The following is a 15,372-nucleotide window of genomic DNA, read 5'->3' on the forward strand; positions in this document are numbered from 1 at the left end:
CTCGCTCCGATCACCTCGGCTGGTCTGCTGATTTGTGCAGCTCGACAGTACGTATACGTCCACTGCTGGGCGATTCGGTCTGCCACGCGGTGCGCGGTGGCGGGTAGTAGGCATGTACGTACTGTCGAGCTGCAGTTCTCGGGCGGACTGCGGCTACAGGTGAGTGCGGTCGGTTGCGGAGGAGAGACAAGACACCTGCTGGGGGCTGCGGACTTGACCTTGACGCTGGGTCAACCCTGCAGGCTGATCGCTATGACAGTTCAATCGACCGCCGGCCCGGCGATTCGCGTGCAGGGTTTGGAGAAGGCGTACGGGAAGAAGGCGGTACTGCGTGGCGTGGAGTTCGACGTCGCGCGGGGCAGCATCTTCGCGTTGCTCGGGTCCAACGGGGCGGGTAAGACCACGACGATCAGGATCCTTTCCACGCTCCTCAAGGCGGATGCGGGGACGGCCGCCGTCAACGGGTTCGACGTCGCCACGCAGCCGGCCGACGTACGGGAATCCATCAGCCTGACCGGGCAGTTCGCCGCCGTCGACGAGATCCTCAGCGGCCGGGAGAACCTCGTACTGGTCGCCAAGCTCCGGCACGTCAAGGACCCCGGCGCGGTCGCCGACGACCTGCTCGACCGGTTCTCGCTGACTGAGGCGGCCGCCCAGAGAGCAGCGACGTACTCGGGTGGTATGCGCCGCCGCCTGGACATCGCGATGAGCCTGATCGGCAACTCGCCGGTGATCTTCCTGGACGAGCCGACCGCAGGGCTCGATCCCGAGGCGCGGATCGAGGTCTGGCAGACGGTGAAGGAACTCGCCGGCCACGGGACGACGGTGCTGCTCACCACGCAGTACCTGGAAGAGGCCGAGCAGCTCGCCGACCGGATCGCGATCCTGCACCAGGGCCGGATCATCGTGAACGGCACCCTCAGCGAGCTCAAGCAGCTCCTCCCGCCCGCCGAGGTCGAGTACGTCGAGAAGCAGCCGACCCTCGAGGACGTGTTCCTCGCGATCACCAAGGACCGAGCATGACCAGCCACTTCCTCAGCGACACCGGCGCGCTCACCGGGCGCAGCCTGCGCCACGTCACCCGCAGCGTGGACACGATCATCACGACCGTCCTCACCCCGATCGCGATGATGGTGATGTTCGTGTACGTCTTCGGTGGTGCGATCGACACCGGGACGGACGCGTACGTGAACTACATGCTGCCCGGCATCCTGCTGATCACGGTCGCGTCCGGCGTCGCGTACACGGCGTTCCGGATTTTCATGGACATGAAGAGCGGGATCTTCGAGCGGTTCCAGTCGATGCCGATCGCACGGTCGGGCGTGCTCTGGGCGCATGTCGTCACCTCGCTGGTCGCCAACCTGATCTCGCTGGTGATCGTCTCGGGCGTCGCCCTGATCATGGGATTCCGGTCGAGCGCCGGCGTACTCGACTGGCTTGCCGTCGCAGGCATCCTGTTCCTGTTCACGCTGGCCCTCACGTGGATCGCCGTCATCCCGGGACTCTCGGCCGCGACGGTTGAAGGAGCCGGCGCGTTCGCGTACCCGCTCATCTTCCTGCCGTTCGTCAGCTCGGCGTTCGTGCCCACGCAGACCATGCCGGGCCCGGTGCGCTGGTTCGCCGAGAACCAGCCGGTGACCTCCATCGTCGACACGATCCGCAACCTGTTCGCGCAGCAACCGGTCGGAGACGACATCTGGACCGCGCTGGCGTGGTGCGTCGGCATCCTCGTCGTCGCGTACGCCTTCGCAGTGGCTGCCTATCGCCGGAAGATCGCCTGAGGCAGGCTGGGACCCATGCTCACGATCAGCCAGCTGGCGGCGCACGCCGGGGTGACGGTGCGAGCGGTACGGCACTATCACAAGATCGGGCTACTGGCAGAGCCCGGGCGCGACCAGTCCGGGTACCGCTCCTACGACGCGGCCGCCGTCGTACGGCTGATCCGGATCCACACCTTGGCCGACGCCGGCGTACCGCTGGCACGGGTGCAGGATCTCCTCGACGCCACCCCGGAGGACTTCTCCGGTGGCGTCGAAAAGATCGACAAGGAACTGCGCAGCGAGATCCGGCGGCTGCAGGACACCCGGAAACGGCTGGCCCGACTGGCTGCCGGGGAAAGCCTGGCGCTCCCCCAGAGCGTCGTCGGCTACCTCGACGCGCTGCGCGGTCTCGGGATGAGGGAGGAGTACATCGAGATGGAGCGGGACGGCTGGATCCTGGTCGCCGCCCAGGCGCCCGACCTGATCGACGCCGTGATCGTGCAGAAGCATGAGGCGCTGCAGCACCCTGACATGCTGAAGCTCTACAGCCTCGTGAACGAAGCGCTCGACTGGCCGTTGGACGACCCACGGATCGTCGAGATCGTCGACCTCATGGAGCGCATGCTGATCGCCGCCGTCGAGGCCGGCGTCACGGGCAACTTCGGCCTCGACGACGAGCTGGTCTCATTGATGGACACAGCAATTCTCGAGACCTCCCCCGGCGCCGAGCGGCTCCTGGCTTTGCTGGAGGAGCGCGGCTGGAAAGGCTGGACCCGCATCGAGCAGGTCCCCGCCAACCTGGCCGAGCGGGCTGCCGCCCTAGGAGACCCGGGCGCCGGCGTGTAGGGCGAGGCCGTCGGTGGCTGCGATGTCGGCGCGGAACCAGCCTGACGAGTCGACGGTGTACGTCGGACCGCTGCAGCTGCCCGCGGAGAAGTCGCCGTGGAAGACGTCGCAGTACACGCCGGCCGGCAACTGGGTGTGGAAGCTCCGGCCGGTCAGCGCCGAGCTCTCGTCGTTGAGCACGAGGTAGCCCTTGTCGCCACGGCCGAACGCGATCGCGTCGTTCCCGTTGTCCCACCACTCGTTCACGGCGGTCCCGCGTACGGCGTTGTGGAACCCGACCATGTTGGCGATCACCCGCCACTCGTGCTCGCACCGCCAGCGGTTGCTGAAGCAGGTCGTGTCGACAGTCTGCCCTGCGCTCGTCGAGGGCGGTCCCTCGTCGTTCGACGTGTACTCGTAGCTCGACATCACCTTCGGCGTGCCGTACGTCCAGGCCAGCATGAACGCGTTCGCCATCGCGTACCGGCCGTTGTCGCGGAACGTCAGTACGCCGCTACCGCGCTGGGTGTCGTGGTTGTCGGTGAACACCACGGCACGGTCCGACGGCAACGGCTCCGCGAACGTCTTCAGGTAGGCGAGGCGCTCGGTGTTGAAGATCTTGGCGAGATCCTTCCCGTACCGGAACTCGAGCACATCGCCGTTCCCGACGTACTCGTCCGGGGTGATCGGCTCGCCGGCGCCGTAGATGACCTCCTGGTACAGGTACGCCGGACGCGACAGCCGGGACTTGATCGCGGCGATATCCTCGGCCGGCATGTGCTTGGAGGCATCCAGGCGGAACCCGTCGACCCCCATCGACAGCAGATCGTTCAGGTACGCCGCGATTCGCCCGCGCACGTAGTCGGTCCCGGTCGCGAGATCGGCCAGGTCGACGAGCTCACAGTTCTGCACCTCGTACCGGTCGCCGTAGTTGACGATGTCGTCGTTCCCATTGCGCCCGCAATGATGGAAGTCCTGCGTCTGGTACGTCCCCGGATAGTCGTAGTGCGTGTACGACGACCCCGCGCTGCCGGTGCCGCCCGAGGAGCCGCCGGTCATGTGGTTGATCACGGCATCGACGTACACCTTGACACCGGCCGCGTGACAACTGTTGACCATGGCAACGAACTGGCTGCGCGTTCCGCGGCGGGTGCTGTCCAGCTTGTAGCTCACCGGCTGGTAGTCCTGCCACCACGGATACCCGGATCCCGGCAGTACGACATGCTCCTGCGGAGGCGAGACCTGGACCGCGCCGTACCCCTTCGGGCCGAGCACCTGGCCGCACTCCCGCCCGACCGACGTCCAGTTCCATTCGAACAGCTGCACGATGACGTCCCGGTCCCCCGTCGGCGCCGCCTGCGCACTCGCGCCGGTCAACCCGGCCATCGACAGACCCAGCAACAGGACCAGTAATTTGCGCATGATCGGACTCCCTCGGGGCGGCGGGTACCTCATGAAACCACGGAGGCGGGTGGCTCCGAGGGGGTCCCGTGTCGCAGAGTCGGCGAAAACGGCGCATACTTGAGGTCTGATGCTGCCCTATCGCGCGACGACGCGTCGTCACCTGTCCACCAGTCCTTTCAAGGCCCAGGTTTCTGACTCGCTCAAGAGTTACGAAGTCGGTGAGCGGGTCTCTCACGACAGGGAAGGACTCGGCCGCGTCCACTCAGTTGAGACTGATGGCACGGTCATCATCGACTTCGGGGCCGGACGACTCCTGCGGGTCGTCGCCCCGTTCTCCAAACTTCACTCCCTCGGCCAGGCCGACGCCTGACCTGCTCACGCCGCGCAGCGGGTGTTGTGCGGCGGCACCGTCAGCGACGCCAGGTAGTCGGCGACGTGTCGGTTGATGCAATCGTTACGGCCCACCGCGGTATGCCCCTGACCCTCCCAGGTCAGTAACTCCGCGTTACCCAGGCTCGCAACCATCGCGACGGCCCCGTCGTACGGCGTCGCGGGGTCGTGACGGGTCCCGACGACGATGATCGGGTGCGCCGTGGCGGCGACGGGTGGCTGCAGGGTGTGCCGGGGCGGCTGCCAGAACGCGCACCCGAACAGCTGCCACGATCCCCACACCCCGAACAGCGGGAACTCCTTCGCGAACCGGGCCCCGGCCGCCCTGATCTCGCCCTCGCTCGGCCCGGGCGCGCTGTCGTTGCAGTTGATGACCAGCAGGGCGTCCTCCTCGCCGCCGCCGCGTCCCGCGTCAGCCAGTTCGCGCAGGGTGCCCGAGTCGCCGTCAGCCGCCTCCCGGAGTCCGTCGGCGAGATCGGGCCAGCGTGCGTCGTCGTACAGCGAGGCCGCCACAGCATCGACGACATCGACGCCGTACGTCGGTACGTCGTCACCTGGCCGCCCGCTCGGAATGGGCGACGCCTGCGCCTTGCGGACGAGCTCGCCGACAAACTTGCGCACATCGTCCTCACAACTGTCCTGCGTCGCGCACCAGGCCGCGAACTGATCGAACGCTCCCTCGAAGCCAGCGATCTGGTGTTCGACCGTCTCGATCCAGGTCGTGCCGGGGGCGGTCGGGGCGTCCAGTACGGCAGCCCGCACCTTGTCCGGGTAGAGGCGCGCGTACTCCGCACCGAGTTTGGCGCCGTACGACCAGCCCAGGTAGGTCAGCGTCGACTGGCCGAGAGCTTCCCGAATGCGGTCGATGTCGACAGCCGTCGCCGTCGTACTGAACAAGCCCGCCTTCGCGCCCAGCGCCGCAGCGCATTCGTCAGTAATCCCACACATCACACCCGCAGCACGCGCATACCCCGCGTCGGTCAGTAGATCGGGAAATGTCGGAGTACCGGTCTCGGCGTGCTCACACCGGATGGGCTGCGAACGCCCAACCCCACGCGGATCGAACCCAACCAGATCAAACCGGTCCAGCACAGCCTCAGGCAGCAGACCCGCCGCAACCACGGCGTACTCCACACCGGATTGCCCAGGCCCACCGGCAATCAACATCAACGGCTCCTTGGACGCCGCCCCGCCCGACCGATGCACCCGAACAACCTGCACCCCAACCGTCCCCGCCTCCTTGTGAGCAGGGTCAAGCTCAACCTCCACAACACCACACCGCAGCTCAAACCGATCCGCAGGCAAATCCACCCCGCCCACGCCAGCATCAGCCGAGCAGTCCCCCCACTCAAAGTCCACCGCCTCACGAGCCGACGAACACGAGCCAAGTCCCACCACGGCAACTAATCCGAAAACCACACCCACCCGCCCCACACCACCAGTAAGCACCCGTCCCAAGCCACCGGCAAGACCGGAATCGTGCATCCAGCACGACGCGTTGGCGCGGGCGTATCAATCGCCGTTCTCGGGCCTCCTATAGGCGAGAGAAATCATCTCGAACGCGTCGGCACGCATTAGTGCTGATGAACCCGGGGGTGGAGCACATGGCGATTCTTCTGGATCCGCCGGAAGACGGACTCAAATCGGTAACGGATGTCTCCTTTCACTACGGGCGGCGGGTGGTGTTGCTCATTGTCGGCATCGTCGTCGTCGCGCTTGGCGTCGTGTTTTTCGGCGACCGTGCCGGAGACGACGCCTTACCGCAGGCCGTCTGGGTCGCATTCCTGGTGCTCGCCATCGCACTGGTGATCGTTCTGCTCGTTACAGACATGCCGCGCCGCGTGCGCGCCGGAATGCGCTGGCTTGCACTGATCCTGAGTGCGCTCGTCGCCGCACACTTCGGTGACCTCGCGAGTCTCAAAGGTCAGGCAAGGTCGATCGTCGACATCGAGCTCGCCGGCAGCAGCCAAGCATTCGAGGCCTGCGCGTGCGAGCCAGTCTTCACAAGGGCGGTTCAACAGGACTTCTGGTTCATCGCCTCCTATGTGTTCCTGCTCGGCCTACTGGCGTCATGGGCCGGCAACTACTTCCGCCTGCCGGCGCTACGGCGGGCGCGTACCACGGTGGTCATCGCAGTCGTCGTCGCGGGCGTCTTCGACGTCGCCGAGAACATCCTCATGCTCACCGCGGGATCGTCGAACGGCTCATGGCGGTTCGTCGCGGTCTGCGCCTGGGCCAAGTTCACGTTGCTGCTCGTCGTCATCGTCTACATCGCGGCAGGTTCCTTCGCCTGGTGGTCGACGCCACGCTGGGTCAGGATCGCCTCGTTGAAGCTGCCGAAGTACGCCCAAAAGGCGGCCGGCATGGATCCGACGGAGAAACCTTCGGAAGAGGTCACCCAAGCCGCAGAGGGCACCCAGATGCGACGCGCCGACCCCCCGCCCGGACGGGCGAGGTATGGCATTGCCCTTTCCGGCGGGGGCATCCGGGCGTCGTCGATCAGCCTCGGCGCCCTCCAGGCGCTCGACGGTGAGATCCTCGGCTGGTCCGGGGCACGCGCTGTCACCGCGGTGTCGGGTGGATCGAACATGGCGGCCGGCTGGAGCATCTCGCGATCCAGCCACCAGACGACGGATGCGGAGACAGCGCTCCTCCAACAGTTGGCACCTCATCCGTGGCAGCAGCAGGAGAACGGGTGGCTCACCGTCGAGGAGCGTCATCTGGTCGACAACCTCGGGTACCTCGGGTCGAACCAGCCTCGAGGATCCGACACCGATCCGGCCGCCGCGAAGACGACCAGACAAGCCGGTCCCGAGGGCAGCCAGACGTCCACGAAGGCGTCGTACCGTCCAGCTGTATTCGCAACGGTGATCGCCGGGCTGACAGTCAATGTGGTGGTGCTGCTGAGCATGCTCTGGGCAATCACCCGTCCCGTGGGCTGGGCCCTGCGCAGCCTCACGGACCGCGGCGGCGAGCTGCCGAAGGGCGCGATGCATGCGCTCGTCAAGGACCATTCGCTCGCGCTGCCGGGACTCATTTTCCTCGTCGCGGGATTCGCCGTCCTGATGCTCTGGGTCCTGGCCGGTCAGTTTCTCGTCGGCTACGCCCAGAACAACTCAGCGGCGCGCGTCACGCTGCAGACGCTGAAGCGGGCGTCGTACAGCGCGCTCGCCCTCGGGGCGGTCCTCGCACTCACTCTGTGGGCCTTCGTCGAACTGGTCGGCGCGGTCGCCCATCTGTCGTTGGCCACGTTGATCGCGACAGCCGGTGCGAGCGCAGGTGTCGTCGGCTCGGTCGTCCGTATCCTCAGGAAGCCGGCAGCGCGCTTCGCGCCCATGCTCGGCGGCTTTGCGTTCGTCGTGGTCGCGCTGGGTGTGACAGCGCTGGCCACGTGGACTGCGGCCAAGCACGAGGTGACGTGGTCCTGGCACGATCTGGTCAGCTGGCAATCCGGCTGGAACTGGGTTCTCGCGCTGGTAGTCCTGACTCTTGTGCTCCTGGGACCCAGCTCGGAAAGCTGGTCGCTGGCGCCCTTCTACCGAGGCAAGCTGCGGCTGGCCTACGCGACGTACCGGACCGCGAGCGCGGAAGAAGGGCTCCGTGTGCAGCCGTACGAGAACGACGTCGCCGGTACAGACCCGGCCAAGCGTGAACCCGGCCTGTTCGCCTTCAAGTACGACGAGACAGACGAGACAGACGAGACTGCGGTGCGTACGCCGTTGGTGGTGTGCACGACCAGCACCGTGACCTCGCGTGCGGTCCGTACCCGCTACGGCACTCCGGCTCTGAGCGTGACGTTCGACCCGAAGCGGACAATCTTGCATCTGCCCCAGGACGGGCGCGGCAACACCTTGCAGTTCACCGCATCCACCCGAGTGCTCGACCGGCTCGGCCAGAAGTTCCACAAACGGATCACAACGATGATGGCGGTCGCCATCTCCAGCGCGGCGGTGTCGCCCGCGATGGGGCGGTACCAGATCGGGCCGACCAGCATGCTGCTGGCCTTCTTCAACATCCGGCTCGGCGTGTGGATCGCCAACCCGCGTTTCATCACCCAGCTCGAAGCCGCCGGCCTGCACAAGGAGACCGTCGAGGAGGAGGACGGGACCGTTGTGGAGGTGGAGACCGACCCGTCGTACGCCCGGACCGGGCTCGGGTACCTGTTCAAGGAGTTCTTCGGGATCCACGACCTCGACGACCCCTACCTCTACCTGACCGACGGCGGGCACTGGGAGAACACCGGACTCGTCGAGCTGCTCCGAATCCCCGAAATCACGGAGATCGTCTGCGTCGACGCCGACTCCGGTCCGGGTGACGCGACGAGCTCGCTCGGCAAGGCCATCGCGATCGCCCCCAGCGAGTGTGACATCCGGATCGACATCAGCCTCGACCCCCTCCGGGCGACACCAAGCAGCTCGCGCGTCCCGGCGTACTCGCCGCGAACCGTCAACATCGGGTTCTTCACCAAAGGCGCAGGATCCTTCACCGCCGAGACCCCGGTCGGTGTCCTCTGGTACGCCAAACCCGGCCTGGCCAAGGAGATGCCCGCGGCGTTGCTCGCATTCCACGAGCGGTACCCGACCTATCCGCGGGAGTCGACCCTCAACCAGTTCTTCGACACGGCCAGCTTCGTTGCCTACCGCAACTTCGGCCGCTACAACGCCCGCCAGATCCTGCTGGCGCGCGAGAAACTTCAGGACGCCCTGGACGAACTCCTCGCGATCGCCGACGACGCCGATCTCGACGAGCAACTCAAAGCGATGGCCACTGGCCACTGGGCCATCACGGAACTCTCCCGCGCCGCCCACAGCGCAGTCTCCACAACATCTCTCATCAGGTCCTACTGCACCGCGGTAAGGAGGTCCCTCGTACAACCCACGTGAGATCAATCGGATGGTTCTTCCAGGATCTTCTCGGCCCGAGTCATGTCGGCGTCGATGCGTCGCGGTGGGAAGCGTTTCTGGATTGAGTCGTGGACCTGGTGGACCATCCAGTGCGCCTCGTAGCTGCGTCTGGTGGCGGGGTTGAGGTGCGCGAGCTTCTCCTCGACCTGCTGTAACTCCTCGGCGCCGACCGTTCTCCGGCCGACGCTGCCCCAGTGGAGGCCGACGAGCGCGTAGTACCGATCGCCGCGTGCTGCACCGGCGTTCCAGTCGACTACTCCGGTGACGTTGCCGGCGTCATCGAACAGCACGTTGCCGGGCGTGTAGTCGGTGTGCACGAGATCGTCGCCCTGCATACGAAAGGGTCGCCCGCCGTCAATTTCAAGCAATCGCGCCAGCAGCCGGCGGCCACGCTCACTATGCTGGCCTACGGAGTTCTCGAACACGCCGGTGATGTCGGGAAAGGCGCTTGGCCGCGGGACCTGTGGATAGTCACGGAGCACCCCAGCGAAACGGTCGTTCATCGCCACGAACGACGCGGCCGTGGTCGAATCGAGCTCGCTCACATGACGGCCGGGCAACCGCTCTTGCACTACGGCGACGTACCCATCAGAAAGCTCCAGCACCAACTGGTGTTCCGGAACGGGCAAACCTCGCCCGCGTACGTCGTTCAGCACACTTGCGGTCTGTCGCATGACCGCTAATGGTGTGCGAGTGCGCGTGATCGCGGACTCCCGCCCATCCGCCCACTCCACGAACGCCGCGCTACTCGACCCACCGACCTGATCAGCCAGCCCAGTGAGCACCAGACCGCTGCCCGTGCGCGCGTTCACCTCTTCGATCACCGCGGTCGGCGCCCACGGATTCTCCGACAACCGAAACTCAAGCTTGTGCGACATCACGGCCTCGCCTGCGACACGTTCTTGACCAGCCACTGCGCCAGCGGACGTAGTTGGGAGAAGGCGGCGAGCACGTGGTCGGCTGCGGTGGGAGTGTGGATCCATTCCTCGCAGCCCAGTGGACGGGTTGCGATCAGCGATTTGTGCCGCAACAGGTCCGCCCGCGGATGATCAACCGGATAACCGCGCAACGGCCGCTTCAGCAAGTCGCCCGAGAGCACGAATCCCTCCCGCTCGAGCTTCCGCACAATGGCGACCAAACGCGCCCCAGAACCGTCGTCCGCGACCGCAGCCCGATAGCGCTCAATCTGCACCGACGGCGCATACCACCACGCCAAGCTGACCTCTAACCCATCCAGATCGAACCGAACACCAAGCTCGACGTTCCGCCCCAACCGCACAATCGCACTCTGGCGCTGCCAGGCCCGCACCAGCACATCGCCGTACCCCCAGACCGAGAAGTCCTCGTACGCCGAATCCGCATCCGCCACGACGTTCAGCAGCGAGATCATCGGCCGCCGAACCAGCTCCTCCCGCTCCCGCCGGCACTCCCGCCTAACCCCGGCCGAGGGCTCCCCCTCAAGCCGCAGCAGCACGTCGAACGCACCCCGCGGCCACCCTTCGAACTCCCCGCTCACGACAGGCAGCTTAACGAGAGCACCCCGCGCAGCGGGCCGCGTCGGAGGATTCGGCGGCGCACCGGGTGGATGCGCTCGATCGGCTCTACACCTGGTACTACCGCGGTAAGTAGACAGCGGCGGGATTCTTGATCTCCTGGCGTTTACAGGCGCCGCTGCCCCCGCTGCCCGACGTACCGGAAGTCCTGCTTTCCGCCCCCGGCGAGGCCGTCGCGTGGTTGAAGGCCGAGTTCGACAACGTCGTCGCGGCGATCCGGGCCTGCGCTGACCACGGCCCCCTCCACTGGTGCTGGAACCTCGCCATCGGCGTCATCCTCGACATGACCCGCCACGGTCGCGGCCGCGATGTCCTGCCACTGGTGGAGGTCGTCGCCGAGGCGGCGCGACGATCCGGCGAGCCGCAGGCGATCGTGCTGGCGCTCGGCGAGGTCGGCCGCCTGTGGAGTGCGAGCGGCCGACCTGTGCCCGACGAGCTGATCACCGAGATGCTCACCGCCGCCGAGGCCTCCGCGAGCGCAGTCATGGCCGGACATGCGCAGTACATCACCGGGGTAGTCCACCTGCGGAGCAACAACCAGGCCGAGGCGATCGGGTACTTGAGACGAGCGCGGGACACCCAGGAACGGGCCGACGACGCGGCCGGCCTGGCACTCACCCTCCAACAGCTCGGGAACGTCCATTACGACCACGGCGACCTGCGGGCGGCGCTCGCGGCGTACGAGCGGATGGTCGAGATCGGCGGCGACACGTTGCCTTCGCTCACCGCCGCCGGCCTGATGAGCGTCTGCCTCATCCGCATCACCATCGGCGAGGTGGACGGGGCCAGACGGCCGCAGCGGTCGAGTCCGGCGAGCGGGCGCTGGCCATCCATCAGGAAACCAGTTCATTCCTCGGCGCCGCACGCGCCCACCACGTGCTCGGCCAAGCGCTGTCCTCCGAAACGCATCTCAACGAGGCACTACGACGTTTCACCACGTTCGGCTCGAACGAGGCCGCCGACGTACGCCGCACACTCAGGTCGTCCAGCTGACGGAGCCAGCCCACTTTCCGTTCACTTATTGCGCATGTCCCCGTAACGCTGGGTCGCGGTGCGCCGATAATCGGAGCGGGGGTTCCAGGCACCAAGGCGGAGGCATGATGCGAGCCTGTGAAGGCTACTGTCCGAAACAGATCGTTCGACAGCTGGATTTGCTCGGATTCACATCCTGTCGACCTGTCACGCCCTATGGTGCCGTCCAGTTCTACCTCTCTCGACCGACCGCCGAACGCACCTGCACCCTCCTGCTGCACGGCGCCGCGGCGGATGCCAGCACCTGGACGCCGATGCTGCAGTGCGCTCGTGACCTCGGCATCGATCTCGGCAACCTACTGGTCGTCGACCTGCCGGGCTTCGGCCGGTCCGAGAACCGCCTCGACACGATGGATATCCACGAAGTCGGAAACATGTTGATGGATCAGGTGACGGCCATCGGCTTCGAGCGAGTCCGCCTTCTGGGTCACTCCATGGGAGGCTTCCTCGCCTTGGACATGGCCTCCAGGTACCCCGATCGGGTGACATCCGTGCACGTCGCCGCAGGCGCCTACTTCGGAATTCTGAACACCATCAAGGCGCCCTTCAAAAGCTTGGTCAGGATTCCACGTACGGCGATTCTCTGGAACTCGTATCACGCCTTGTGTCTCGCGGGTCCCGCCGGAACGGCCGTCGTGCGGGCAGCGAGTGCTGTACTCGGCCCGCAGTGTGTCATCGCACCGTTCGTGGCTGAGCCCGCGCGGATGCAGCGCCAAGTAGTCGAAACCCTCATCACACAACTGAATCCAAGGGGCGTGGTGCTGACCGCGCGCAACGGGCCGGATTACGACGCGACAGAAACCTGGGGTGCCATCAAAGTGCCGCTGACGGCAGTATTCGGTAGCGCCGACCGACTGGTCACAGAAAAGGACGCAAGCGAATTGAAGCGCACGAATCCGCACGCGAGAATTGAAACCGTCCAAGACGTCGGGCACTTGATGATCCTCGAGCGCCCGGCAACCGTCCTGCGTGCCTTGGATCTCTAGCATGATCGCACGGGCCTACCGGGGAACTCATGAGAAGTTCATGACTCTCGCCAGGACGTTACTGCCGATCAAGGGGTCCAGTCGGAGACTCGACAATCTCAGGCTCGCACTGTGGCCACTCGGAACCTTCCTCGCCACCTTGATCCTGACCGGCGCCTACGGTGTCGCTCGGGAAGACGGTTGTCAGGGGTTCAGGGTCTTCCTGGCCTCCCTGTTCCTGCGCCAAGGAGAACCTCCGAACTGCCAGAGCGTCCCCTTCCTGGTGGATATTCCGACAGTTCTCCTGTCGTTGACAGCGCCCTTCGCAGCCATCTCGTACCTGGTCATCATCCGAAGGCTCGAGACCTTGATCCAGGACTTGCAGCGCACCGGATTGGCTCCGCGAGACAGTGCCAGCAGAGCGGGCCGCCGCAGCATCAAAGAGGCCCTCGACAGATATCTTCCCCGCGGTTGGCGAACTGCCTTGATCTTCGCCGCGTCGCTGCTGATGACCATGTGGTTGTACAGCCGGAATCTGGAGTCGGGTGGAATATTCCAGGCGCTGGCAAATCCTGCCGCTCCGGAAGCCACACTCAGAGATCGCTGGTGGGCCGACTACCACCATCACGTGATCCTGGCGGTCTATTGCGTCGGCGTCGGCACGATCGGTGTGCATTTCACGCTGACGAGCGCCTGGCTCTATGCGTTGGTGGGCCGCTATTTCGTGTCCGCCAGAAATGAGCCCAGATTCCACGCACGGTACGTACCCCGCTGGCGCGACCGCAGCTTCGGCTGGTCACCCGCCATCACTTTGATCATGCTGAGCTACGCAACGACCATCAATTTCGCAATATCCATGATCGCGGTGTTCGACATGCTGCAGACAGGGTCGCTCAATCGATCGGTCGCGGGCGTCTTCGCAGTCATCGGGGTGATCACCGACCTGGCCTTTGTCATCTTGACCCTGCGCGCTGTGATTCAGTCGCACAAGCGCGTGCGGGCCGAAGTCCGGGAGTTCGTCGCCGGGCGGATCTCGCAGGCGGAGCTCTGGCGCCGGCAGTCCTCGCGCAACCGCAACGGGCGCGCGTCCCGGCACAAGGTTGTCGGCTCCGACGTGGACGTTGTGCTGGCCGCGAGAGATGCAGAGACCTGGCCGCTCTTGCCGATCTCGAATCCGGCGCTCGGTCTGCTGAAGATCGCGCCCGGCCTCTACGCGATCTTCCAGCTCACGCGCACGCTGGGTGGCAGCTAGCTCGACCAACAGCCGAGAACTAGGCAGGGACCATGGCACGACGCAACGACCAGGTGGTTCTGGGACCGAACTGGGATCACCTCACCATTCGGCCACTGAGACGGCCGATGGCCAAGCTGGTGCTGGCGGCGTTTTCCAGAACGATGGACCGTCACCGGCACGTGATGCTGTCCGGGCCAGAACCGCTCCGCGACCAAGGCGTTCCGGCGATCACGGTCATGGAGGCCGGCGATTTCAGTGCCCGGCTGCTCCGTGACGGACTGCTGGGATTCGGGGAGGCCTTCATCGCCGACTCGTGGCGCGGCGGTGCCGGTGGCGCCGATCTGCGCGGCGAGACCGACGAGATCGTGGACTGGCTGACCATCTATGCCGATGCTCTCGCGGCAACGGAGAGCGTGCGCGCCATGGCATCGAAAGTGGGTTGGCGTTGGCGGATGCCCACCTCCGCCAGCAATTCGAGGGAAGGGGCCCGGAAGAACATCGCCCGGCATTACGATCTTCCGGTCGAGTTCTTCCGGCTCTTCCTGGACGACGATCTCACGTATTCGTGCGCGGACTACCGGCACGCCGCCACACTCGAGGCCGCTCAGGCAGCGAAGATCAACGCGGTCCTCGATCTGGCGGAAGTACGCGCCGGCAGCCAGGTTCTGGACATCGGTTGCGGATGGGGAGCCTTGGTGTCCGCGGCAACCCAGCGAGATGCCCGCGCCGTAGGTCTCACGATCTCCCGCAGACAGTACGACTACTGTTCGGCGCGACTGGCAAATTCAGGCAGCACGAACGCAGCGAGCGTCATCCTCGAGGACTACCGGGATCACCACGACGCCTACGACTCCATCGTCTCGGTGGAGATGCTCGAGGCGGTGGGATCGAAGCACTGGGCCGCCTACTTCAAACAACTGGACCGTCTCCTCAAGCCCGGTGGGACGGCCGTGATTCAGACGATTACCTTTCCCGACCATCGCATGAAACGCTCGCTGGGAAATTACTCATGGGTCGACCGGTACATCTTTCCAGGCGGCGAGCTGATCAGTGTCGAAGAGATGGACCGGATCGTTGCTCGCGAAACCTCGCTGGAACTGACCGCGACCGTCCGCTTGACGTCCTCGTACGCAACGACGTTACGCGAGTGGCGGCACCGGTTCTGCGCCAATCTCGACTCGGTTCATGCTCAAGGATTCGACGTCGGATTCGCCCGGATCTGGGCACTGTACTTCGCATATTTCGAAGCTGCCTTCCGCGCACGCTTCCTCGACGTCTGGCAGTGTCAACTGAAGGCCCGCTGAA

13 protein-coding genes are annotated in these 15,372 nt (G+C 65.6%); 9 read left to right on the top strand and 4 right to left on the bottom strand.

All coding sequences use genetic code 11. The features are described 5' to 3' along the window. Positions 1 to 252 precede the first annotated feature (252 nt). Genes ACLJOO_RS36735 through ACLJOO_RS36745 form a run of 3 tightly spaced genes read left to right on the top strand, consistent with a single transcriptional unit; the run spans position 253 to position 2,606 of the window. Positions 253 to 1,023, top strand: coding sequence for an ABC transporter ATP-binding protein (locus tag ACLJOO_RS36735; protein WP_410792292.1), 771 nt, complete (start codon positions 253 to 255; stop codon positions 1,021 to 1,023). Continuing rightward, the gene (locus ACLJOO_RS36740) at positions 1,020 to 1,781 is read left to right on the top strand and encodes an ABC transporter permease (RefSeq protein ID WP_410792293.1); all 762 of its coding nucleotides are present in this window, start codon (positions 1,020 to 1,022) and stop codon (positions 1,779 to 1,781) included. Before ACLJOO_RS36735 ends, ACLJOO_RS36740 begins: the two co-directional genes overlap by 4 nt. Positions 1,782 to 1,796: 15 nt before the next feature. Beyond that, positions 1,797 to 2,606 (top strand): MerR family transcriptional regulator, encoded by an 810-nt coding sequence (locus ACLJOO_RS36745; RefSeq protein ID WP_410792294.1) that lies wholly within the window; start codon positions 1,797 to 1,799, stop codon positions 2,604 to 2,606. Here ACLJOO_RS36745 and ACLJOO_RS36750 read toward each other — a convergent pair. Next, a complete protein-coding gene (locus tag ACLJOO_RS36750; protein WP_410792295.1) occupies positions 2,580 to 4,007 on the bottom strand; it encodes an alpha-amylase in 1,428 nt (475 codons plus the stop codon). The two genes, ACLJOO_RS36745 and ACLJOO_RS36750, sit on opposite strands and share 27 nt — an antisense overlap. A 109-nt stretch (positions 4,008 to 4,116) precedes the next feature. Between ACLJOO_RS36750 and ACLJOO_RS36755 the strand changes: the two genes are divergently transcribed. Beyond that, positions 4,117 to 4,359 carry a hypothetical protein gene (locus ACLJOO_RS36755; RefSeq protein WP_410792296.1) on the top strand — a complete coding sequence of 81 codons (243 nt, stop codon included), beginning with the start codon at positions 4,117 to 4,119 and terminating at the stop codon, positions 4,357 to 4,359. Between the two features lie 5 nt (positions 4,360 to 4,364). Here ACLJOO_RS36755 and ACLJOO_RS36760 read toward each other — a convergent pair whose 3' ends face one another. Beyond that, a complete protein-coding gene (locus ACLJOO_RS36760) occupies positions 4,365 to 5,546 on the bottom strand; it encodes an alpha/beta hydrolase (protein ID WP_410792297.1) in 1,182 nt (393 codons plus the stop codon). Positions 5,547 to 5,983: 437 nt separating this feature from the next. Here ACLJOO_RS36760 and ACLJOO_RS36765 point away from each other — a divergent pair, with 437 nt between their 5' ends. Beyond that, positions 5,984 to 9,262: a hypothetical protein gene (locus tag ACLJOO_RS36765; RefSeq protein ID WP_410792298.1), complete on the top strand. Its 3,279-nt coding sequence runs from the start codon at positions 5,984 to 5,986 to the stop codon at positions 9,260 to 9,262. 2 nt (positions 9,263 to 9,264) lie between these two features. Here the strand turns inward: ACLJOO_RS36765 and ACLJOO_RS36770 are convergent, their stop codons facing one another. Both ACLJOO_RS36770 and ACLJOO_RS36775 read right to left on the bottom strand, forming a co-directional pair. Next, entirely contained in the window at positions 9,265 to 10,197 is a 933-nt protein-coding gene (locus ACLJOO_RS36770; protein ID WP_410792299.1) for a phosphotransferase, read from the bottom strand. Beyond that, positions 10,161 to 10,673 carry a DUF2461 family protein gene (locus ACLJOO_RS36775; protein ID WP_410792300.1) on the bottom strand — a complete coding sequence of 171 codons (513 nt, stop codon included), beginning with the start codon at positions 10,671 to 10,673 and terminating at the stop codon, positions 10,161 to 10,163. Before ACLJOO_RS36775 ends, ACLJOO_RS36770 begins: the two co-directional genes overlap by 37 nt. Positions 10,674 to 10,927: 254 nt before the next feature. On the opposite strand from ACLJOO_RS36775, the gene ACLJOO_RS36780 reads away from it, so the two are divergent. The 4 genes from ACLJOO_RS36780 to ACLJOO_RS36795 all read left to right on the top strand — a co-directional run bounded on the left by ACLJOO_RS36780 (position 10,928) and on the right by ACLJOO_RS36795 (position 15,371). Then, entirely contained in the window at positions 10,928 to 11,875 is a 948-nt protein-coding gene (locus ACLJOO_RS36780; protein WP_410792301.1) for a tetratricopeptide repeat protein, read from the top strand. A 58-nt stretch (positions 11,876 to 11,933) separates the two neighbouring features. Next, positions 11,934 to 12,854, top strand: coding sequence for an alpha/beta fold hydrolase (locus ACLJOO_RS36785; RefSeq protein ID WP_410792302.1), 921 nt, complete (start codon positions 11,934 to 11,936; stop codon positions 12,852 to 12,854). Position 12,855: 1 nt separating this feature from the next. After that, positions 12,856 to 14,085, top strand: a complete 1,230-nt coding sequence (locus ACLJOO_RS36790) for a hypothetical protein (protein ID WP_410792303.1) — start codon at positions 12,856 to 12,858, stop codon at positions 14,083 to 14,085. A 107-nt stretch (positions 14,086 to 14,192) separates the two neighbouring features. Next, on the top strand, positions 14,193 to 15,371 hold the full coding sequence (locus ACLJOO_RS36795) for a class I SAM-dependent methyltransferase (protein WP_410792304.1): 1,179 nt from the start codon (positions 14,193 to 14,195) through the stop codon (positions 15,369 to 15,371). The last annotated feature ends 1 nt before the right edge of the window (position 15,372 follow it).

Source organism: Kribbella sp. C-35, assembly GCF_046549195.1.
Taxonomy (GTDB): domain Bacteria; phylum Actinomycetota; class Actinomycetes; order Propionibacteriales; family Kribbellaceae; genus Kribbella.